Here is a 21,838-nt window from a genome sequence, read left to right as displayed (position 1 = left end):
ATTCAGGGTTCACTCAGCACATGGGCATGGCCGATGGTTGATACGTGAACCTCACTGCCAGCGGGCGGAGCGTACAGGCCAGAGCTGCGCACCATCAGTGATCGACCGTGCGGGTCGCCGGCGACGGCAGGCTGCAACTCCACGGTCAAGGTGCAGGTGTTGCCGCTGAAATCCCGCTCGGTCACCACGGCGCGGCAACCGACGGCATCTGTCAGGCTGGGCTGGATGCTGACCAGTTGCAGCTGCTCGGGGCGCAGCATGATCTGCGCGGCATTGTTGTTACGGTGGTTGTTGACCGGAATACGGCCCAAATCGCAATGGGCCCAACCGGCCTCGATCCTGGCGGGCATGACCACGGCATCTCCAAGAAACAGCGCGGTCTGTTCGTCGTCGGGATAGCGGTAAAGGTCCAGCGGATGGCCCGACTGCACCAGCCGGCCGTCACGCATTACCGCCAACTGATCGGCGAACGACAAGGCTTCGCTCTGGTCATGGGTGACCAGGATGGTGGTGACGCCGGCGTCGGACAGCAATCGCGCGACCATTTTGCGCATGGCGCCCCGCAGACCGGTATCGAGGGCCGAAAACGGCTCATCCAGCAACATCAGCCGTGGTTGCTGCGCCAGCGCACGCGCCAGCGCCACTCGCTGTTGCTGACCGCCGGAAAGCTCATGGGGCCAACGTTGGGCCATGCTCGCGTCGAGGGCCACGCTGTCCATCAACTCAGCGATTCGCTGGTGCTTCGCGTCGCCTGTGGTCGACAGCCCGAAACCGATATTGGCGGCCACCGTCATGTGCGGGAACAGCGCGCCGTCCTGGGGAACATAGCCGATCAAGCGCTGATGCGCCGGGACTTCATGGGTGTCGTCGACGAGTGTCTGGCCGTCGAGCGAAATACTGCCCGTGTCCGGGAATTCGAAACCGGCGATCATCCGCAGCAACGTGGTTTTGCCGGAACCCGAGGGGCCAACGATGACTGTCCGGCTGCCTTTTGGCACCGACAGGCTGACGTTCTCCAGCGCTCGCTGAGAACCGTAATATTTGCAGATCGCGTGCAGTTCCAGAGCGTTCATCGTCCAGCCGTTCGTTTGGATTGGTAATAAAGAATTGCGGTCAACGGAAGCGACAGCACAATCATCAGCAGGGCGTAGGGCGCGGCGGCGGCGTAGTCGATTTCGCTGGTCATGGCCCAGAAACCGGTGGCCAGGGTGCGCGTGCCGTTGGGGGCGAGCAGCAGGGTCGCGGTCAGCTCATTGGTGATCGCCAGAAACACCAGCGCGGCACCGGCGGCGGCCCCGGGCGCGGCCAGGCGCAGGGTGATCAGCCACAGTGCCCGCGCAGGCGAGCGGCCGAGGCTGCGCGCCATGTTTTCCAGTTCGACCGGTGCCTGCGCGATGCCCGCACGCAAACTCACCAGGGCGCGGGGCAAAAACATCAGCAGATACGCCAACAGGACGGTGATCGTGGTCTGGTAGATCGGTCGGGCGAAATGAATGGTAATGGTGACCAAGGCCAGGGCCACGACGATGCCGGGCAACGAGCTGGTGATGTAGTTGCAGCTTTCGAGCAACCGCTGCAGCCGACCCGGCGAGCGAATCGACAGCCAGGCAATCGGGATCGCGGCGCAGGTGGTCAGGACTGCGCCGCAAATCCCCAGCAGCAGGGTTTGTTCCAGCGCCGGCACAAGCTCTGCCAAGTCCCAGACTTGCGGGCCGCCCGCGATCAGCCATTTGCCCAAGGTGATCAGCGGCACACCCAAGGCCAGGGCGCAGGTGGTGATTTGCAGCATCAACCCCAGCACGGTGGCTTGAGCGTCCAGGCGCACCACCCGTTGTTCACGCGCGCTGCCGGAACCGACCCGGGCGTAACGCGCCGTACCGCGAGCGGCCGATTCGGCGGTCAGCATCAGCAGGCAACACAGGGCGAGCACGCTGGCCAGCATGTGGGCAGCGGGGCCGTTGAAGGTGGATTTGAACTGATCGAAGATCGCCGTGGTGAAGGTGTCGAAGCGGATCATCGCGTACAGGCCATATTCGGCCAGCAGGTGCAGGCCCACGAGCAACGCACCGCCACAGATGGCCAGGCGCAGTTGCGGCAACACCACACGAAAGAAGATCGCCCAGGGCTTGAGCCCCAGGGATTCGGCCACGTCTTCGATCGCCGGGTCGAGCCGGCGCAACGTCGCTGCGATCGGCAAATACAGGAACGGGAAGTAGGCGATCACCGAGACCAGAACCCCGGCAAACAGGCCGTGAATCGGTGGTACCAGGCTGACCCAGGCATAGCTGTGCACGAAGGCCGGCACCGCCAGCGGCGCGATCGCCAGCAACGACCAGCCACGTCGCCCGGGCAGGTTGGTGCGCTCCGTCAACCAGGCCAGGGCAAGGCCCAGGCTGATGCACAACGGAATCGTGATCACCACCAGCAACACGGTGTTGATCAGTAACTCGCCGACCCGAGGCCGGAACACCAGCGGCACCAGCGTTGCCCAGCCGGTTTGTATCGACACGCCGATGACGAAGGCAATCGGCATCAGTGCCAGCAACGACACCAGCACCGACAAACCGATTACCCAGGCGCCACCGCGACCGGCGAAGACGCCACGGGCGCGTCGTCGCAGGTTGACGGGTATCGCCGCGGGGATACCGGTTGGCAGGGATTCAGGGATCAATTAGAGCAGCCCCGCCTGAGTCATCAGGTCCACGGCTTTTTTGCTGTCGAGTTTCGACGCATCGACCACCGGGGCGTCGAGTTGCGACAAAGGCACCAGTTTCGGATTGGATGGGGCGTTTTTGCCCACGGCGTATTCAAACGACTTGCCAGTCTTGAGGATGTCCTGGCCGTCCTTGCCGGTGATCCATTTGAGCAACGCCTGGGCTTGTTCCTTGTGCTTGCTGGACGCCAATACGCCGCCCCCCGAGACGCTGACAAAGGCCCCCGGGTCCTTGTGCTTGAAGTAGTGCAGGGCCGTGTTGTTGCTGTTTTCGCCAGTCTTGGCTTGATCGCCGAAGCTGTAATAGTGATAGATCACGCCGCTGTCGATCTGCCCGGCATTCACCGCCTTGAGCACGGCGCTGTTGCCGCGATAGGCCGTAACGTTGTTTTTCATCCCTTTGAGCCATTCCAGCGTTGCGGCTTCACCCTTGAGTTCCAGCACTGCAGCGACGATTGCCTGGAAGTCGGCACCGGCCGGAGAAGCGCCCCAACGACCTTTCCACGCCGGACCCGCGAGGTCCATCAGTGATTTCGGCAAGTCGGCCTCGGGCAGTTTCGCAGGGTTATAGACAAACACGGTTGAGCGCGCGGCAATCCCGACCCATTTGCCATGGGCAGGACGATAAGCCGCCTCGACTTGCTCCAGCGTCGTCGGGGCAACCGGCGCAAACAGGCCGGCGTTGTCCACCAGCACCATCGCCGGGGAGTTCTCGGTCAGGAACACATCGGCCGGGGACGCGGCGCCTTCCTGCACGATCTGATTGCCCATCTCGGTATCGTCACCATTGCGCACGGTGACCTTGATGCCGGTTTCCTTGGTGAAGCCCTCGACCCAGGCTTTGGTCAGGCTTTCGTGCTGCGCGTTGTAGACCACAATGCCGTCATCCGTTGCAAACACCTGTGTGGCGCCGAGCAGGGCAGTGGCCAGCAAGGCCGCTTTGAGGAAGGAAGGGGTAGAGGTGAACATTCTGTCGGCAGCTCCTGTTCTTTTGGAAGGCATGCACGTCCATTCGCGGATCAATCAATGCGAACCATTTGCATGTTTGAATCGCAGGGAATGTAGAGCTCAAAATGAGAAAAAAACGTCAAAGAAACCGTTAATACATGTCATTTACATTCAGATTAGCAGCACCTCGGCCCCTTGCCCGATGGGTCTGAATCAAACGGTGTGGTCACTGGCTCGATGGGCAGCCTTTCGAAGTTCCGCCGGCCGCCTGATTGATCGCAGCGGCCAGACGCTTGACGTTGTTCTGATGCGCCACCACCAACTCATCAATGCTGGGGCCGGAAGGTGACTGCAACGTGCTGCGGCAAGTAATCAGCGTGTTATCACTGTCGCCGAGGCTGCGCAGTCGCCATTTGACATCGATCAGCGCGTATTGCCCTGGAATCGAGTCGAAGCGCTGCACATCCAGGCGCAGTGACATTTTGCGTTGTGAATGGCTGTTGAGCAGTTGGTCAACCATGGCGCTGCGCAATTCATCCACCAGGCTCGCGGCCCACCATTCGGTTTCGAGTATCGCCAGGCCGCTGTTGCCCTGGCGGATCACGATCTGCGGACGATCAACCTGAGGCGGTACGCTGATGCTTTCAATCTCGATCTCCGAGGTACCGCCTCTGGATTGATTACCCAATTGCGCCGGAATCAGGGTGTGAAACTGAATCGGGTCACTGCGGCAAGCGGTGAGCAGTAACAGCGCGGTGACCAAGGTGATCTTCAGCGAAAAAGCCATGGTGTTGCTCCTGTGGTCAGTTGCGCGGTGGCGCCTGCAGATCCATCGGTGCGGCGTTGTTGGGGCGGCCGCGAATCAGCGATTCCGGATGGCGTCCCAGGTAATCCGAGAGCTCACGCAAGGAGCGCGACATGCGTCCGAGTTCGTCCAGGGTCTGGGTCAGCTGTTCCCGCTGCGGCGAATCTTCGGCGAGCGTCGAACTGGCCGATTGCAGGGTCTTGCTGACGTCGGCCAGGGTGGTTTGCACGCCCGGCAGCGTCTTGGCGTTGAATTGGGCGAGGCCTTTGCGCAGTTCGACGAGGTTACTGTCCAGATTGCCGGCAATTCGCTCGATCGGCAGTTGGTTGATCTTGTTGACCATGCCTTCGAGTTTTTCCTGCAACTGTTCGAGGCTGCCGGGAATGGTCGGAATACTGACCGGACGGGCGCTTGGATCGAACGCGACTTTCTCGGCCTTGGGGTAGAAATCCAGTGAGATGTACAGCTGGCCGGTCAGCAGATTGCCGCTGCGTGCCTGGGCGCGCAGACCGTTCTCGATAAAGGAACCCATCAAGCGCACGGCTGCGGCTTCATCATTGGGATCATGATTGAGCGCCTTGAGCATTTTGGTATGGGCCGAACCCAGGCGCTGCGGGTAGATCACGATGCCAACGTTGACCGGGAAGCTGCGCTTTTTCGCATCGAAATCCAGATTGATCGACACCACTTTGCCGAACTCCACGCCGAGGAATTCCACCGGTGCATCGACTTTGAGGCCACGCAGGGCCTGGTCGAAACGCAGGCTCAAGTATTGGCCCTTGCCACTGGGCGGGGCGAGGGCGGTTTGCTGGTCGGGGAACAGTTCATAGGCATACTCTTCTGCCGCCGGTTTATCGTTGGGGCTGTACTCCGGCGCGCGGAAGGCGATGCCGCCCACCAGCAGCGATGACAACGACTCGGTCTTCACCGCGAAGCCATTGGCGCCGACGCTGACATCAATACCGCTGGCGTTCCAGAACCGGGTGTTTTCGGTGACATAGGCATCGTTGGGCGCGTGAATGAACAAGTCGATGTTCACACCGTTGCCGTCAGGGTCCAGCGCATAGGCCACCACCTGGCCGACCGGAATTTTCCGGTAATAGACCGGCGAGCCGATGTCCAGCGATCCGAGGTCCTGGGTGTGCAAGGTAAAGCGTTTGCCCGGTTCGCCATAGGTAATCGCTGGCGGGTTTTCCTGGCCTTTGAAGTGTTTCGAACGGGTGTTGGACTGGCCGATATCCGCGCCGATGTAGTCACCGGAGAACAGGGTATCGATGCCCGACACGCCGCCGGCACCGATACGCGGACGCACCACCCAGAACTGTGAGTCTTCACGGGTGAAGCTTTCCGCCTGTTTGGCCAGTTTGATCGTGGCGTTGACACTCTTCTGGTCGCTGCTCAGTTCCACGTCCGAGACCTGCCCGATCACCACATTGCGGTATTTGACCTCGGTCTTGTTGGCAGTCAGGCCGCTGCCGGTCTTGAACGTGACCGTGATGGTCGGGCCTTCCTGCATCATGCTGTGGACCACCAGGGAAATGCCCACCAGTACCGCGACGATTGGCACGATCCAGACCAGCGAAACGCTGAAACGACGAGTCTTGATTGGGGCCTGGCCAGGGGCTTGCGGCCCGTCAGTGGCTTGCGACTTCATCCATGTCCTCCTCGGTGTGTGAGTTTTTATCCTGCTCGTTATCCCAGATCAGACGCGGGTCGAAACTCATCGCTGACAGCATGGTGAACACCACCACCAGTCCGAAAAACAGAATGCCCGGACGCGGTTCGATATCGGCCAGGGCTTGAAACTTCACCAGTGAGGCCACCAGGGCCACCACGATCACGTCGAGCATGGACCAATAACCGATGAGCTCGACGAAGCGGTATAACGTCGATCGTTCCTTGCGCGCCCATAGGCTGTTGCGATGCACCGTAATCAGCAGCAGCATTAACGCGACGAACTTGACGCCCGGCACCGCGATGCTGGCGATAAAAATGATCAGGGCGATGTCCCAGGCACCGTGCTGCCAGAAATCCAGCACGCCGCCCATGATTGTGCTGTCAGCACCGTTGCCGACCATCTTCGTATTCATCACCGGCAGCAGATTGGCCGGGACGTAAAACACCAATGAGGTCAGCAGGTAGGCCCAGGTGCGGGTCAGCGAGTTGGTTTTGCGCCGATGCAACGGCGCGCCGCAGCGCTCGCATTGGTGCGGTTCACCTGTCATGTCGCAGGCCAGTCCGCAGCTGTGGCACAGGCAGAGGTTGAGTTCGCTGGCGACCGGAGGCGTTGTCATAGAATGTCCCACAGCTCACGGATATCGCGCCCGGCGATGCGGATCATCATCAGACTGAGCACGGCCAGGGCAAACAGACCGATGCCGGGCAGCACATCCAGCAACCCGGCGAGCTTGATCACCGCGACCATGGCTCCCAGCAGACAGACTTCGAGCATGCTCCAGGGCCGCAGGGTTTCCAGCCAGCGCATGCAGAAGCTGAAACCGGGCGAGCGCCGGGAGGCGAGGGCATAGCTCAGCACCCAGATCAGCAGCAACAGCTGGAAAATCGGCGCGATGATCATCGCGATCGCCGCCACCATGGCAATGAAGGTGATCGGCCCCAGGCTCAGGGCCAGCACCGAGTCCCAGAGGGTTGCGCTGTTTTTCAGGCCTTTGAGGCTGATGCTCATGACCGGGTAGAAATTGGCGAAAATCCACAGCATCAACGCCGTCCAGGTCAACGCCAGGCGTTGTTCCACCGTCAGGCCGTTATAGCGCTGGAGCACACCGCCGCAGCGTGTACACAGGGTTTTTTGATGTTTGGCGAGCGTGACTTTTTCATACACGCAGTCGCAGTGCTCGCAGATGATCAGTTGGTCAGTCGTAGCCATTGGCCGCACTCGCCAGGACGCAGGAAAGTCAGAGCACCTCCTCAATATAGAAGTGCCTTGCGATTGAGCAAATCGAAAGGCCTAAACAACTGATTGACCGCGTTATCGTTTATCGCGAGCAGGCTCACTCCCACAGGGATCGTCGTCGTCACAAATGCTGTGTCCGCCGAAAATCCCCTGTGGGAGTGAGCCTGCTCGCGATAGCGGCCTGTCAGCCAACCAGTTCGCGCAGTCGATACCAGAACATCCCGAGCGCCAGCAACGGCGAGCGCAGCATCGGCCCGCCGGGAAAAGTCATGTGCGGCACGGCGCTGAACACGTCGAACCCTCGACTGTGCCCGGCATGGATCGCTTCACCCAATAGCTTCGCGCACCAATGCGTGACGTTCAGCCCATGCCCCGAGTAACCCTGGGCATAAAACACATTCGGGTGCTGACTCAAGCGGCCAACTTGCGGGAAGCGATTGGCGGAGATGCCGATCCGGCCGCCCCATTGATAGTCGATGCGCACATCGCGCAATTGCGGGAAGACTTTGAGCATCTGCGGGCGCATGTACGCCGTGATGTCAGCCGGATCGCGCCCGGAATAATGGCAGGCGCCGCCAAACAGCAAGCGCCGGTCCGCCGAGAGCCGGTAGTAATCCAGGCCGACTTTCTGGTCGCATAACGCGAGGTTCTGCGGGATCAACTGCGCGGCAACCTCAGGTGCCAACGGCTCGGTGGCAATGATGTAGCTGCCGGCCGGGAGCACCTTGCCGCTGAGCTTCGGTTCGAGTTCTTCAAGGTGCGCGTTGCAGGCCAGCACCAGACTTCCCGCGCGTACCGTGCCACCGGCACAGCGAACCTGCACCGTGCTGCCATGGATCAACTCCAGAACCGGGCTCTGCTCGAAGATCTGCACCCCAAGGGATTGCGCCAGCCTTGCTTCGCCCAGCACCAGATTGAGCGGATGCAAATGGCCCGAACCCATGTCGACCAGACCACCGGCATAGACGCTTGAGTCCACCACTTGCTCACGGATCTGCTCCGGCCCGACCAGACGGGTTTCGTGGGCGTAACCTGATTCGGCCAGACTGTCGCGCTCCGTCTTGAACGCCGAGAATTGCGCCTTGGTGTTGGCCAGCTCGCAGAACCCCCAGCGCAGGTCGCACTCAATCCCGTGTTCACGGATGCGATTGCCCACCAGTTCCACCGAGTCGATCCCCGCACGCTCCAGATAGCGCACCCCGTCCTCACCGACGTACCGGGTGAAACCGCTGACGTCATGGCCGATGCCGCGGATCAACTGCCCGCCATTGCGCCCGCTGGCGCCCCAGCCAATCCGCCGGCCCTCCAGCACAATCACCGAGAGCCCGCGCTGAGCCAGCTCGATCGCGGTGTTGACCCCGGTAAAACCGCCGCCGATCACGCAGACATCGGCCACAAGGTCCGAGGCCAGCGTGGGGTAGGGCGTCAGGCCTTTGGCGGTGGCCGCGTAGTAGGAATGTGCGTGTTCGTTATTCATTTGTTGGACTTCACTTTGCTCCAGGAACGGGTCATCAGTCGCATGATCGCCTGGGGCGGGGTGGTCGAAATGTAGAGTTTGTCGAGGACTGCCTGAGGTGGGTAAACCTCAGGGTTGTTCACCAGCTCTGCGTCCATGTATTCCTTGGCGGCGGGGTTGGGGTTGGCGTAGCCGACCGAGGCGCTGACCTTGGCAATCACTTGCGGGTCCAGAAGGTAGTTGATGAAGGCATGGGCTTCTTTCGGGTTGCTGGCATCGGCAGGAATCGCCAACAGGTCAAACCACAAGTTACTGCCTTCCTTCGGAATGGCGTAGGCGATGTTCACGCCGTTTTTGGCTTCCTTGGCCCGGTTGGCGGCCTGGAACACGTCACCGGAATAGCCGAAGGCCACGCAGATGTCGCCGTTGGCAAGGTCCGACACGTATTTGGAGGAGTGGAAATAGGTGATGTAAGGCCGGATGCTCAACAGTTTGGCTTCGGCTTTTTTGTAGTCCTCAGGGTTCTCGCTGCGCGGGTCCATGCCCATGTAATTGAGAATCGCCGGGAACACTTCATCGGCCGAGTCCATCATCGATACGCCGCACTGGCTGAGTTTCTTGATGTTTTCCGGTTCGAACAGCACTTCCCAGGAATCGATGCGGTCGATGCCGAGCACTTGCTTGACCTTGTCGACGTTGTAGCCGATGCCGTTGGTGCCCCACAGGTACGGCACGGAATGCTCGTTACCCGGATCGTTTTTCTCCAGCAGCGCCAACAATTTCGGGTCGAGGTTCTTGAAGTTGGGCAACTGCGCACGGTCCAGCTTGAGGAACGCGCCGGCCTTCACCTGACGGGCGAGGAAGTGGTTGGACGGCACGACCACGTCATACCCGGTACGCCCGGCGAGCAACTTGCCCTCCAGGGTTTCGTTGGAATCGAAGACGTCGTAGATCACCTTGATCCCGGATTTGGCCTGGAAGTCGGCGAGGGTGGTTTCGCCGATGTAATCGGTCCAGTTGTAGACGCTGACGGTGGGTTGAGCCTGGGCAACGGCACTGAACAGCACGGCAAGCGCGGCCGGCACCATGGATTTCAATAGACGCATTCGACACCTCTTTAGTTATTAGACTGTGTAGGAGCGAGGCTTGCCCGCGAAGAGGCCGGTCCGTTCAACATCGTCGTTGACAGTCAGGCCGCCTTCGCGGGCAAGCCTCGCTCCTACAGGGGGGCGCGTGATCTCGCGTGGTTTTCAGACGCTAAGCATCAAGAACTCACGCTCCCAGGAACTGATCACCCGCTTGAAGTTCTCGTGTTCAGCACGCTTGACTGCCACGTAACCGCGCACGAATTTGTCGCCCAGATACCGTCCGATGGTTTCGCTCTCTTCCATCTGCGTCAGCGCATCCTCGATGGTGATCGGCAGGCGCAGGTTGCGGCGCTCGTAGGCTCGACCTTGCACCGCCGCACTCGGTTCGATGCGTTCAACCATGCCCAGATAACCGCACAACAAACTGGCCGCGATCGCCAGGTACGGGTTGGCGTCAGCCCCCGGCAAGCGGTTCTCCACGCGCATCGAATCTGGCGTCGAGGTCGGCACTCGCAGGCCGACGGTGCGGTTTTCTTCGCCCCATTCAACGTTGACCGGGGCCGAGGTGTCCGGCAGGAAGCGGCGGAACGAGTTGACGTTGGGCGCGAACATCGGCAGCACTTTGGGGATGTACTTTTGCAGACCGCCGATGTGGTGCAGGAACAGCTCGCTCATCGTGCCGTCGGCATTGGCGAAGATCGGCTGACCGGTGGCAATGTCGACTACGCTCTGGTGGATGTGCATGGCGCTGCCGGGCTCGTCGCCAATCGGCTTGGCCATGAAGGTTGCCGCGACGTTGTGCTTGAGCGCCGCCTCACGCATGGTGCGTTTGAACACAGTGATCTGGTCGGCCAGGTCCAGCGCATCGCCATGACGGAAGTTGATTTCCATCTGCGCCGGGCCGTCTTCGTGGATCAGTGTGTCGAGGTCCAGGCCTTGCAGTTCGCACCAGTCGTAGACGTCTTCGAACAGCGGATCGAATTCGTTCGCGGCGTCGATGGAAAACGACTGACGACCGCTTTCCGCACGGCCCGAACGGCCCAGCGGCGCCTTGAGCGGCAGGTCCGGGTCTTCACAGCGCTGGGTCAGGTAGAACTCCATTTCCGGCGCGACAATCGGCCGCCAGCCTTTGTCGGTGTACAGCTGCAGCACTTTCTTCAGCACATTGCGCGGCGACAGTTCGATCGGGTTGCCGAACTTGTCGAAGGTGTCGTGGATCACGATGGCGGTCGGCTCGATCGCCCATGGAATCACATACACCGCGTCGGCGACGGGCTTGCAGACCATGTCGATGTCGGCCGGGTCGAGCAGGTCGTAGTAGATGTCGTCGTCGACAAAGTCCCCGGTTACCGTTTGCAAAAGCACACTTTCCGGCAGGCGCATGCCTCGCTCATGCAGGAACTTGTTGGTGGGTGCGATTTTGCCGCGTGCAATGCCGGTCAAGTCACTGACCACACACTCGACTTCGGTAATCTTGTGATCTTTCAGCCACGTGAGGAGCTGATCGAAAGGGGCATTCATAAAGACCTCGTTATTGGTTTTTTTTAACGCCGGGGAGGACGGTTTCATCCACCGCACACTTCCCCTGAGACGCGTTGACGACTATCTTGGGCGAGCCTTGCGGTTCCATCTATCCACTTTCAGCAGCACCAAAACGCACCAAACGAGTGCGTAAGGTCATTCATGTCAGCGTCCAGTCCAATTCAGGTCCAAGCGTTCAACACCGACGATGTCGCTGCGCAAATCCGCGCCACGCCGGGTTGGGTTCAGCATTACCAGCAAATGTCGCCGGGGCATTTCGCCGGGCGTGTGCGCTACCTGGACCTGCAAGGCGTGGAGATTTACGAAGAGCAGATGAACACCCGGGTCGAACAGAATTTCAGCGCGCCCGAGGGTTCGCTGGCGTTCTGTTTCGATCGCAGCGACAACGCGCTGTATGTGTTGAATGGCGAAAGCCGCAACATCTGGATCACCCCGGAGAACTACCAGGAAGTCGCCGTGGTGTTTGGTCCGGAGTTCGTGCAGCGTCACGGTTTGAATGTTGCGCGGCTGGAAGGCTTGTTCATGTCGCCGCTGAACTCGGGGCAGAACGCCTTGTTCAGCCGCTGGTTGAGCGGCACCTTGACCCGCCTCGCCGAAACGCTCGACCCGCCGAGCAAAGAAGCGCTGACCCAGCAACTGCTCGAAGACTGCCTGTACATCCTCGACAACGCCTGTGTGTGCCTCGATCACGGCGGCCTGCAGCGCCGCACCGAAGAACGCGCAGTGATGAAACGCATCGGCGAATGGGCCGCCGACTCACCGGAAGAAACCCTCAACCTGCTGGAGCTCTCCCAGGTGGCCGGGGTTTCCCTGCGGCAGTTGCAGCATGCGTTCAAGGCCTTCACCGGGATGACGCCCACCCATTGGCTGCGCCTGCGCCGCCTCAACAGCGCCCACCGCGAATTGCTCGCGCGAACACCGAATGACACCACCGTTGCCGAAGTGGCGATGAATTGGTCGTTCTGGCATCTGGGGCGGTTTTCCAGCAGTTACCGGGCGCTGTTCAAGGAACTGCCGAGTGAAACGCTCAAGCGCATTCGCCCGAGCAGGACCTGATTCGCAAGTTCAGCCTCGCCGAGAGGGCGCAGTGACTGGCTGAACGACCGGTTTTTTGTTCAAACCGTCGATGCAGGTTTCGCCAGTTCAATCCCGGCCGCACCCAATCGCTTGAGAATTTCAAACAACAAATCGCTTTTAGTCGTGCCGACGATTCTCGGGCTGCTGACGTAGCCCGTGACCGTCAGCGTGATGCCTTCGGGGGTCAGTTTGCTGAACCGGACGAAGGTAGCCGGTTTGTCGAGGATGGTTTCGTTCTCGCGGTACGTGTCGTACAGCAGGTTTTGAACTTGCTCCGGATCGATGTCCAGCGGGAACATCAGCTCCAGAGTCGCCACCCCTTGTGCGCTGCCGCCGAGGGTGACGTTGCGCAGGTTCTGCGAGATCAGTTGTGAGTTGGGCACGATGACGATCGAGCGGTCACTGAGTTGTATTTCGGTGGCCCTGACGTTGATGCGGCGGATGTCGCCTTCGACGCCACTGATGCTGATCAGGTCGCCGACCTTGACCGGGCGCTCGGTCAGCAGAATCAGCCCGGAGACGAAGTTCTTGACGATTTCCTGCAAGCCGAAGCCGATCCCCACCGACAGGGCGCTGACAATCCACGCCAGGTTGGTCCACTCGATGCCCAGGGATGACAAGGTCAGCAGTATCACCAGGGCGTAACCGATATTGGAGAACAGTGTGCTGAGCGAGGCACACATGCCGGGGTCCATGTCGGTCTTGGGCAGGAACTCGTTATCCAGCCATCGGCGCAGTGCGCGAATCAGGTAGATGCCGATGAACAGGGCCAGTAGCGCATTCAGCAAATGGCCCGGGATGATATTGAGTTTGCGCAGGCCATCGCCGCCGAGGATGGCGAACGTCTGGGTAAACAGTTGCCCCAGCGTCGTGCCGACGCCACCGACAAACAGTGAAATGACCGCCAGCAGCATTAAACCGGCGCGACCGACACCGGACAGAATGATCGACGCTTGCTCAAGGCGTACATCGCCGATTCCGAGCAATTGTTTGAGCGCCTTGCCGCTTGGACTCTTGGGTGAAAACAGGTACTCACAGCTGTCTCTGAACAATTGCGTCAGCAAGTAGAAGCCCGACAGGATGATAAAACCCCAGACCAGTTGGTACGTAATGAACCGTGCCAGGGAGATGTAGCCGATCAGCAGCGCAATCAGCGATACCACCGTCGCAAAACCGGCCAACGAATAAATCAGGCCGGCAAGGGTGGTACTCGATTCGGGCGCTTCCCCGGTAGCCGCAACGGCTCTGCGGACTCTGCTGGCTCGCCGGAACAACGTGCCGATAATCAGCGTGACCACCAGCGCGATCAAACCGCGGCCAAACAGAATGGCCGGCGGGCTCATGCCGGTGACGTTGGTGATTTGTGCCAGGCTGACCAGAATCAGCAGTGTGACGGCCAGTATTCTGGGGAAGGGCTGGATTGCCAGTGCCACGGGATCGGAGATGGCCGGCAGTCGCCAGGAAGGATGTCGGGTCGACAGCAGCGCCCGGCTCAGACCGGTAATCAGGATGCACACATAGATGATTTTTTCGAATTCATCGGCAAAGTTCTGAATCAAAGGCGACAACGGCAATTGCCGGGTGAGCGCATAAAACAGCAGTTGCATCGCAAAAGCAGTGGTCAGCAGCGTCGCCACGACAGAGGCCAGTGCGAGCGAGCTTCGACGCAAACGTCCTTCCGGCATTCGATGAATACACACCCAGGTCAGCCCGCGCTCCGCGATTCTTCGGCCCCAGGACCAAACACCCAGGGCCAGCACGATCAATGCGATGGTGAACAGGCGTTCGCCGGGTTGCCAGGCGGCCTTGATGGCGCTGGAAGCCTGCTGGATGAATTCGCTCAGCCGCTGGCGGTCCTCCTTCAGCGGACTGAACAATGGCGCCCAGAACCCCGGCCCCAGGATACTGCCGCTGCGCAGCGTGACTTCGGATTCCAGCAGGTTGCGGCGAATACCGGCGATTTGAATAAGGAGACCGGCAGCATTGTTTCTGAGTGCTGTCAGGGTTTTCAGGCTGGAATCGACTTTGGTCTTTTGCTCGGAGAGATAGGCTCTTTGCGTCGCGATATCCGATTTCTCTGACTCTACATCGTCGAGTGATACCGGGCCCAACACATCAAGTTGGGCTTGCAGTTGCTTCTGTTCGGGCAGCAGGGATGACTGCAGGCTATCCACGTCGTTGATAAACGACTGAACAGCATCTTGCAGGCCGACCATCTGGGTGAGGTTATTGGCCAGCGAAATCTGTTGCTTGATTCGGTCAAGGCGGATTTGCAGGTTTTGCAGATCACTCTGAGAAATGACTAACGACGAAGTACCCGATGTAATACCGGCAGCCGGCAGTATGTCGGCGGCCGACAGCGCTCCGTCACTGGTTGCAAGCAGCGTGAGCACGACGAACATCATTGACTTCAATGCATTACGCATGGGGGTGCTCGACTCTGTGGTGGGTCGCTCAACCTATGAGGTTAGGCCATCACGCCAAAACGATCGAAAAGAATCCTGTTCGCCGTCAGGATCAGGCAATACCGTGCAGAGAGTGGGTGCCGCGTGATCTACACTCTTTGTTGCTGAATCAAGCCCGGGATCAGCTACCCGGGGTTAGTGCAGAGTGACGGGCTGCGTTGGAGGTCATTATGAGCAAGGTGTCATCCATCGGCCTGAGCATCGCATTGACGGTTGCGTGCACCCAGGGTTGGGCTGCAACGGTCGTTCCGATGAAAGGGCAGAGTTCGCAACAGACCCAGCTGGACATCAATGAATGCAACAGCATCGCGTCCAGTCAGGCCGCGTCGACCGCACAGCCTGCTTCCGGAGGGCGATTGCGTGGTGCTGCCGCGGGGGCCGCCGCGGGATCGGCCGGGGCAGAAGTGCGCGGGCGTCAGCATGACGAGTTTTATGAGCGCATCGATGACGACACGAAACAGGACTATCGGCAGGACCGCGCGAAAGAGACCGCCGTGGCCGGTGCCGTGGTGGGCGGCTCGCGTCAGCGTCAGGAACGCCGGGCACAAGAGAAAACCAGTGCCGCAACGACCTCGACGGCGTACACCAGTTGCCTGCAGGGCAAGGGGTATCAGGTTAACCCCTGAGCCTTTCGCGGCCGCTGCTCGAGCAGATAAACCATCAGGCAGGCGTACAACGTGACGGCAAGGAACAAGCCCATGCGCACCGCAAACGCGGTGTACACGTCCTTGCCTGCGATGCTGTCCTGAACCGACTGGCCCAGCAGGATAATCAGCGTGATCAGGGCGTTGAGCCAGAACCCCGGGCTGAACCCGGTCGGGCTCAGCGCGTAGAGCTTGCGCGCCAGCACCAGGCCGAACAGCAGCATCCACAGAAAGAACATCCACAGGTGCACAAACAGGCTGAGGGCGCTCCAGAACAGGATCGCCAGCAGGCCTGCGAGCAAGGTTGAGCCAACGAGTTCGCGACCGGCTGTGTGGGCGTTGGTCGTGGAGCTTTGTTGGCCCAGGCTGACGGCTTTGAGGATGATCGGCAGGTAACCGGCCGGGTCGATCAACGCGAGCAGGAACGTCGGTAACACGATCAGGGTTGCACGTAGCGCCACTCGGCTGACCTCTTCGGCGGGCAACGTCGGGGCGGGTGGCGGGGAAGGGGCGTTGGGCGGATCCGGGAATAACCCGTGACTGATCGCCACGACCGCTACGGCGAGCAGCAAGCCCTTGACCAGCGCACCGATGACCATCGCCGCCAGATCGAATTCGGCAACGCCGGCCGAGGAAATCATCGTCAGGCCAATCACCAGAAAGGTCACGATCAGGGCATTTCCACCGCGCAGGCCAAAACGGAAGACCAGGAACAGGCTCAGACCGATCAGCAGCACGCCGCTGAAGGGGTAATAACGCAGGATCGGGATCAACAACAGGCCGAGGCCCGTGGTCAACATCGCAGCCAATGCGAGCACCACGGCTGCCTTGAACGGCAACGGGCGATTGATCGAGGCCAGCAGGATCAGGCACAGCACCGGCGCGAGAAAGGGGATCGGCAACCCGAGGCCGAAGCTGGCGGCAAGGCACAGCGCCGTGCCAGTGGCCAGGCGTAATGCGCGCTGTTCCCGGGGCGTGCGTTTAGTAGGCATAGCTCAGCCAGCTCATGAAACCCACAAACAGCCGACCCAACGGGTTCAGCGGGTTGCCTTGAGTCGGGAAGGCCATGACTTCGGCCTGCCCGCCAGCACGGATGGCGCCGCTGTCACGCAAGGTTTTTCGGGCGTCTTCGGAGAGCTCGATAATCACCGGAAAACGCTGGGCCGGTCGCAGCCAGTCGCGGCTGTTCTGGACACTGGGCAAGGTGCCAGGCGCCGGTGTCTGTCCGACACTGACGCCATAACCGACACTGCGCACGCGTCCGTCGAACACTTCGCCCGGGAATGCATCCAGGACGATCGCCACAGGCGTATCGACTTTCACCAGACCGAGGTTGTTTTCAGTCATGTCCGCGCTGATCCAGACATCGTGGATGGCAATCAGGGTCATGACCGGGCCACCGGCCGCGGCGAACTGCCCGGCGTCGGTGCGCAGGTCGGTGACCAACCCCGCCGAACGGGCGCGAATCTGCGTGTTGGACAGATCCAGCTCGGCTTTCGACAGCGCCGTGGCGGCGCTTCGCAGCAGGGCGTTGTCTTCCTCGCTGCCACCTTCTTGCTCGCGGGCGCGTTGCACTTCGGCGCGGGCGGCCGCGACCTGGCTGACCGCCTGTTCACGATTGGCGCGAGACACTTCGAGCAGACGCACGGAAATGGTTCCGGGGTCTTCGCGGTACAAACCTTCCAAACGTTGATTGTCTTGTTTCGCCTTCAGTTCGTTGGCCTGGGCCGCGCGCAAGTTGGCTTGCGCCGAAGCGATACCGGCGGTGCTGGCGCCGATCTGCCGACGGGTCGATTCAAGGTCTGCGCGGGCGCGGTCGACGGCGATCTGATACGGCTGCGGGTCCACTTCGAATAGCACGTCGCCCGCCTGGATGTCCTGATTGTTGCGCACGTTGACGCGGATCACCCGGCCGGCGACTTCCGAGGCGACCGGAATGACAAAGGCGCCCACGCGGGCTTGTTGCGTATAGGGCGTGAAACGGTCGGCCGCCAAGTACCACGCCAGGCTCAGGAGGATCAGGAGCAGCACCCATTTGATGCCTTTTTTCGCCGGGTCAGCGGCAGGCTCAGGAGGCTTTGGGGCGGGCACCTCGGGGACAGGCTGCACGGTTTCACTCATGGCTGTTTACCTTGTGGGGCAGGGAGGGCGGCGGGCTCGCTCAGCAGGTCGCCCCAGTCGGTGCGTTTTTCCATCTGCTGGCGGGTGGCTTCATCGACTTTGGGCTGGGCGCTGTACCAACCGCCACCGAGGGATTTGTACAGGGCAATCAGGTTGCTCACCGCGTTGCTGCGGGCGACCAGGTAGCTGTCCTGCTGTTCGAGCAGTGCGCGCTGAGCATCGAGCACCCGCTGAAAGTCCGAGTAACCTTCGCGGTACTGCGTGCTGGCCAGCACCAGCGAGCGTTTGGCGGCCACTCCGGCTTCGCTCAGGATGCGTTCGCGCTCCAGCGATTTGATCAAACCAGTGGCGGCATCGTCAGCCTCCCGCGCAGCCTGTCGGACTTTGTCGCGGTACGCCTCGATCAGTTGCTGCAACCGCGCATCCTGGACGCGCACGTTATTGCTGATCTGACCATGGTCGAACAGGTTCCAGCGCAGGCTGGGACCGCCGATCAGGTCCAGGCTTCGGGACGTACCGTTGAGCGTGTCGGCCGACCAGACGATGCTGCCAAGCAAGGTCAGCGACGGATAGAAGTCACTTTCGGCCACGCCAATCAATGCCGACTGGGCGGCGACATTCAGCTCGGCGGCGCGCACATCGGGCCGACGCAGCAGCAGATTGGCCGGCACATCCTGGAGCACGGCGCGATCGACCAGCGGGATCAAGCCTTCGTTGCTCACGAGCAGCGGTAACGCGCCGGGCGGTTGCCCGATCAGCACGGCCAAGGCATTGCGCGTTCGTTGCAACTGGTCTTCGAGGGAGGGGATGGTGCTCAGGGTGCCGAGGTATTGGGTTTTGGCCTGTTGCAGGTCGAGTTCCGCTTGCTGGCCGCTGTTGAACAGTTTTTCGGTGATCTCGAAATTACGCTTTTGTTGTTTGGCGTTCTCCCGGGCAACGCGTAACCGGGCCTCGGTGGTGCGCAATGAAAAGTAGGTGTCCGCGACCTGGGCGCGCAGCAATACCAGCACGTCTTCGTAGTTGGCCTGAGCGGCAAAATAACTGGCGTCGGACGATTCGATGGCCCGGCTGAAACGCCCCCAGAAGTCCAGCTCCCAACCCATGTCGAACCCTGCGCTGTATTGCCAGAAATGGCTGTCCTGGGGATTGGTGCCACCCGATTGCCGGCGATTGAAGTACAAACTGTCGGCGCTGGCTTGTTGCAGTTGCGGGTACAGAGCGCTTTGCGCAATGCCCAGCTGGGCACGGGCTTCCATCACGCGCAAGCCGGCGATTTTCAGGCTGGAATTATTTGCATCCGACTCGGCGATCAGCTGATTCAGTAGCGGATCGTTGAAGACCTGCCACCACTGGCGGATATCCGGATTCGGTCCGCGTTGACTGGCGTGTTCAAGGGCTGCGGTATTCCAGTGTTCGACCCACGTTTCGCCCGGCGGCTGAAAGTCCGGCCCCAGCCGCACGCAGCCACTCAGGCCAAGTGCGCCGAGCAGGAGGAGGTGGCCTGGCAGTCTTTGCAAGGAACGGCCTCGAGGCATCGCGTATCGTCCAACCAGAGAAGGTCACTGGAGCATAGCCGTCCAAATGAGCAACCGGCTGTTAAGCTTCTCAGGCAACCTCAAACCTTCTGCGATCATTGATAGGCAGGACACTCATGAGTCTTTTTGTGCTGGGGGGCAATTTCTGGGAGAAGGCGCGGGCGTTGTTTATCCGCTCTGCCAAGGTGGTCAATCCCGAGGCGGTGTAAGGCGTGCCTGCTAGCGCGAAATGATCCCGTGATCGATCGCGTACTTGACCAGGGCTGCGGGTTTGTCGATGTTCAGTTTGCGGCGGATGCTCAAACGATGGGTTTCCACAGTACGCACGCTGATGTCGAGCTCGCGGGCCATTTCCTTGTTGTTCAATCCTTGCGCCATTTTGTACAACACCTGGCTTTCGCGAGGGGTCAGCTCATTGTCGGTGCTTTTGTCGGCTATCAGCCGCTGGGCGATTTCGGCGCTGTAGAACGTGCCGCCACTGACGATGGCTTCGATGGCCGCAATGATTTCCCGCGACGGTGAGTTCTTCAACACATAGCCGCTGGCGCCGGCGCGAACGGATTCACTTACGTATTCATAATTGTCGTACATGCTCAGCATCAGCACCTTGAGCGACGGGTACTGGCTGCGCAGCACGCGGGTCAGCTCAAGCCCGTTCATGTCGCGCAGGCTGATGTCGACCAGCAACAAGTCTGGCTGGCAGCGCCCGACCATCTCGATGGCCTGCGCGCCACTTTCGGCTTCGCCCACCACTTCCAGGGGCGCCATGACCGCGAGCAGCGCTTTGATCCCGTCGCGGACCAGGGAGTGATCGTCGACCAGGGCGACGCGGATCGGATAGGGCAGGTTCATCGCAGATATTCACTCTTGTTGTAAGGGGGTGGGTCAGCGTTTCGCACCGGGCATTTTCATCGGCAGCAGCACGTCCAGCTCACTTCTTCCAGGCATCGATATCAGGTCGAACCGCCCGCCAAAATGTTCGACACGCTCACGGATATTACGCAGGCCGATGCCCGCGTGGCGACGTTCGACCTGGGCGACATTAAAACCGACACCGTCGTCGACCACCGTCAACCGCACGGATTCCTGTGACCCATGCAGGGTAATCGAAACGTTTTTAGCCTGTGCGTGGCGTTCGATGTTGGTCAGGCCTTCCTGCACAATCCGGAACAGCGAAACCGCCGCGCCGTCGACCAGGTCACAATCAAATTCATTATCGTCGTAAGTCACGGTGAGACCGCTGCGCTGCTCGAATTCGGCGGCGAGCTGGCCGATCGCCGCCGGCAGGCCCAGCGTGTCGAGCAATGACGAGCGCAGATCGTGAGAGAGGCTGCGAACCTCGCCAATCGCGTCGCCAAGGCGCTCCGTGGCATCTTTCAGCGTATTCAAACCCTTGTCGTTGGCCTGGCCATTCTCCAGCAGCAGGCTGGCCAGTTCGAACTGGAATTTTATGGAGACGAGCACCTGGCTGATGCCGTCGTGCAGCTCTCGGGAAACCCGTGAGCGCTCTTCCTCCTGGAGGCTGACGATCCGCTGGGTCAGGCGCTGGAGCTTTTTGTCCGCCAGGCGATGCTCGCTGACGTTGAGCGTCATGCCGCTGGCGAAGACAAACAGCACGGCCACGAGGGCCACCGCGGCAATCGCCAGCATGGTTTTTCGGATGCCTTGGGCCACTTCGTCACGCGCCTGCTGGGTGGCGCGCTCAACGTCTTCAAGGTAGATGCCGGTACCGAGCATCCAGCCCCAACGGTCCAGCATCACTACATACGCGAGTTTGTCGGTGACCTGACCGGAGGAAGGCTTGTTCCAGGCGTAGCGCTGAAAACCTTCGCCGGATTGCGCACTTTTGAGCAGTGCCTGAATCACCGGCAAACCTTGGGGATCTTTCATGTCCCACAGGTATTTGCCCACCAGTTCCGACTGGCGCGCGTGCATCAGGCTGCGACCCTCACGGTCGTAGACGAAGAAGTAGCCGTTGATGCCAAAACTGAGTTTGCGCAGTTCTTCCAGCACCTGTTGCTGGGCGTGCTCGTCACCGTGCCCGTCGTCGTAGAGCGGCGCGATCAGGCTCTGGGCCATTTCCACGTAGTTTTTAAGCTCGGCGCGTTTGCTCGCCAGAATGCTGTCTTCAATCAGCTGCGCCTGTTGATCGCCGAGTTGGCGATTGAGGGAAATCACCAGCGCGCAGATCACCGCGATCGCCAACACCAGCGGCAGAATCCCGAGCGCGACGATTTTGTGTTTGAGCTGCATCTTGGCTCCTGACCGGACCGAGGGAAGGCGATGGCCCGGCATCATATGCCAAAGATACGCGCGTCCAGTAGCGGTGCTGGACGGAATGACCTGCGGCGGGGATGTCTGTCAGGTGAAATGCAAAACCCTTGTAGGAGCGCATCTACGTAGAACTACGTAGGCGCCATGTACGTAGTAACGCGGATTTATTTGTGGACGGCATGCGGGGATATTGGGCCAGCTCCGCACCGCGGACACAATTATAAAAAATTACCGCCGCAGTCCACTGGCTGTCGGC

At 60.5% G+C, this 21,838-nt stretch carries 18 protein-coding genes and 1 pseudogene; 3 read left to right on the top strand and 16 right to left on the bottom strand.

From position 1 onward, the window contains the following. Positions 1–2: 2 nt before the first annotated feature. From BLU63_RS28020 to BLU63_RS27975, 10 genes are all read right to left on the bottom strand, one after another. Positions 3–1,073 carry an ABC transporter ATP-binding protein gene (locus BLU63_RS28020; protein WP_083376800.1) on the bottom strand — a complete coding sequence of 357 codons (1,071 nt, stop codon included), beginning with the start codon at positions 1,071–1,073 and terminating at the stop codon, positions 3–5. Continuing rightward, positions 1,070–2,668, bottom strand: coding sequence for an ABC transporter permease (locus BLU63_RS28015; protein WP_083377308.1), 1,599 nt, complete (start codon positions 2,666–2,668; stop codon positions 1,070–1,072). Before BLU63_RS28015 ends, BLU63_RS28020 begins: the two co-directional genes overlap by 4 nt. Before the next feature lie 3 nt (positions 2,669–2,671). Beyond that, entirely contained in the window at positions 2,672–3,682 is a 1,011-nt protein-coding gene (locus tag BLU63_RS28010) for an iron ABC transporter substrate-binding protein (RefSeq protein WP_083376799.1), read from the bottom strand. Between the two features lie 205 nt (positions 3,683–3,887). Next, positions 3,888–4,448, bottom strand: a complete 561-nt coding sequence (locus BLU63_RS28005) for a PqiC family protein (RefSeq protein ID WP_083376798.1) — start codon at positions 4,446–4,448, stop codon at positions 3,888–3,890. Positions 4,449–4,464: 16 nt separating this feature from the next. Continuing rightward, entirely contained in the window at positions 4,465–6,120 is a 1,656-nt protein-coding gene (locus BLU63_RS28000; RefSeq protein ID WP_010460081.1) for a PqiB family protein, read from the bottom strand. After that, a complete protein-coding gene (locus BLU63_RS27995; RefSeq protein ID WP_077748399.1) occupies positions 6,101–6,760 on the bottom strand; it encodes a paraquat-inducible protein A in 660 nt (219 codons plus the stop codon). Before BLU63_RS27995 ends, BLU63_RS28000 begins: the two co-directional genes overlap by 20 nt. Further along, positions 6,757–7,353 carry a paraquat-inducible protein A gene (locus BLU63_RS27990; RefSeq protein ID WP_010460085.1) on the bottom strand — a complete coding sequence of 199 codons (597 nt, stop codon included), beginning with the start codon at positions 7,351–7,353 and terminating at the stop codon, positions 6,757–6,759. The genes BLU63_RS27995 and BLU63_RS27990 overlap by 4 nt, the downstream gene beginning before the upstream one ends. Positions 7,354–7,564: 211 nt before the next feature. Continuing rightward, positions 7,565–8,857, bottom strand: a complete 1,293-nt coding sequence (locus BLU63_RS27985; RefSeq protein WP_083376797.1) for an NAD(P)/FAD-dependent oxidoreductase — start codon at positions 8,855–8,857, stop codon at positions 7,565–7,567. Further along, on the bottom strand, positions 8,854–9,942 hold the full coding sequence (locus tag BLU63_RS27980; protein ID WP_077748401.1) for a polyamine ABC transporter substrate-binding protein: 1,089 nt from the start codon (positions 9,940–9,942) through the stop codon (positions 8,854–8,856). Before BLU63_RS27980 ends, BLU63_RS27985 begins: the two co-directional genes overlap by 4 nt. 144 nt (positions 9,943–10,086) lie before the next feature. Next, entirely contained in the window at positions 10,087–11,445 is a 1,359-nt protein-coding gene (locus BLU63_RS27975) for a glutamine synthetase family protein (RefSeq protein ID WP_077748402.1), read from the bottom strand. Between the two features lie 162 nt (positions 11,446–11,607). On the opposite strand from BLU63_RS27975, the gene BLU63_RS27970 reads away from it, so the two are divergent. After that, complete coding sequence (locus BLU63_RS27970; protein ID WP_010460092.1) at positions 11,608–12,522, top strand: helix-turn-helix domain-containing protein; 915 nt, start codon at positions 11,608–11,610, stop codon at positions 12,520–12,522. Between the two features lie 59 nt (positions 12,523–12,581). On the opposite strand, the gene BLU63_RS27965 is transcribed toward BLU63_RS27970, so the two are convergent. Beyond that, positions 12,582–14,969, bottom strand: coding sequence for a DUF3772 domain-containing protein (locus BLU63_RS27965; protein WP_042932089.1), 2,388 nt, complete (start codon positions 14,967–14,969; stop codon positions 12,582–12,584). A 209-nt stretch (positions 14,970–15,178) separates the two neighbouring features. On the opposite strand from BLU63_RS27965, the gene BLU63_RS27960 reads away from it, so the two are divergent. Then, complete coding sequence (locus tag BLU63_RS27960; RefSeq protein ID WP_010460096.1) at positions 15,179–15,634, top strand: YMGG-like glycine zipper-containing protein; 456 nt, start codon at positions 15,179–15,181, stop codon at positions 15,632–15,634. On the opposite strand, the gene BLU63_RS27955 is transcribed toward BLU63_RS27960, so the two are convergent. The 3 genes from BLU63_RS27955 to BLU63_RS27945 are packed head-to-tail and all read right to left on the bottom strand — an operon-like array spanning position 15,619 to position 19,308. After that, entirely contained in the window at positions 15,619–16,644 is a 1,026-nt protein-coding gene (locus BLU63_RS27955) for a DUF2955 domain-containing protein (protein ID WP_083376796.1), read from the bottom strand. The genes BLU63_RS27960 and BLU63_RS27955 overlap by 16 nt on opposite strands. After that, positions 16,634–17,773, bottom strand: a complete 1,140-nt coding sequence (locus BLU63_RS27950; RefSeq protein ID WP_083376795.1) for an HlyD family secretion protein — start codon at positions 17,771–17,773, stop codon at positions 16,634–16,636. The genes BLU63_RS27955 and BLU63_RS27950 overlap by 11 nt, the downstream gene beginning before the upstream one ends. Then, positions 17,770–19,308: an efflux transporter outer membrane subunit gene (locus tag BLU63_RS27945; protein WP_083376794.1), complete on the bottom strand. Its 1,539-nt coding sequence runs from the start codon at positions 19,306–19,308 to the stop codon at positions 17,770–17,772. Before BLU63_RS27945 ends, BLU63_RS27950 begins: the two co-directional genes overlap by 4 nt. Before the next feature lie 119 nt (positions 19,309–19,427). On the opposite strand from BLU63_RS27945, the pseudogene BLU63_RS34000 reads away from it, so the two are divergent. After that, positions 19,428–19,517, top strand: a pseudogene (locus BLU63_RS34000) (transporter suffix domain-containing protein); the annotation flags it as partial. Between the two features lie 10 nt (positions 19,518–19,527). Here BLU63_RS34000 and BLU63_RS27940 read toward each other — a convergent pair. Both BLU63_RS27940 and BLU63_RS27935 read right to left on the bottom strand, forming a co-directional pair. Further along, the gene (locus BLU63_RS27940; RefSeq protein WP_010460104.1) at positions 19,528–20,160 is read right to left on the bottom strand and encodes a response regulator; all 633 of its coding nucleotides are present in this window, start codon (positions 20,158–20,160) and stop codon (positions 19,528–19,530) included. Positions 20,161–20,193: 33 nt separating this feature from the next. Then, on the bottom strand, positions 20,194–21,561 hold the full coding sequence (locus BLU63_RS27935; protein WP_083376793.1) for a cache domain-containing protein: 1,368 nt from the start codon (positions 21,559–21,561) through the stop codon (positions 20,194–20,196). Positions 21,562–21,838 lie beyond the last annotated feature (277 nt).

It is taken from the genome of Pseudomonas mandelii (genome assembly GCF_900106065.1).
GTDB classification, from domain to species: Bacteria; Pseudomonadota; Gammaproteobacteria; order Pseudomonadales; family Pseudomonadaceae; genus Aquipseudomonas; species Aquipseudomonas mandelii.
The sequence above is the reverse complement of the archived record's forward strand: the minus strand, read 5'-3'. Positions and strand labels throughout refer to the sequence as shown.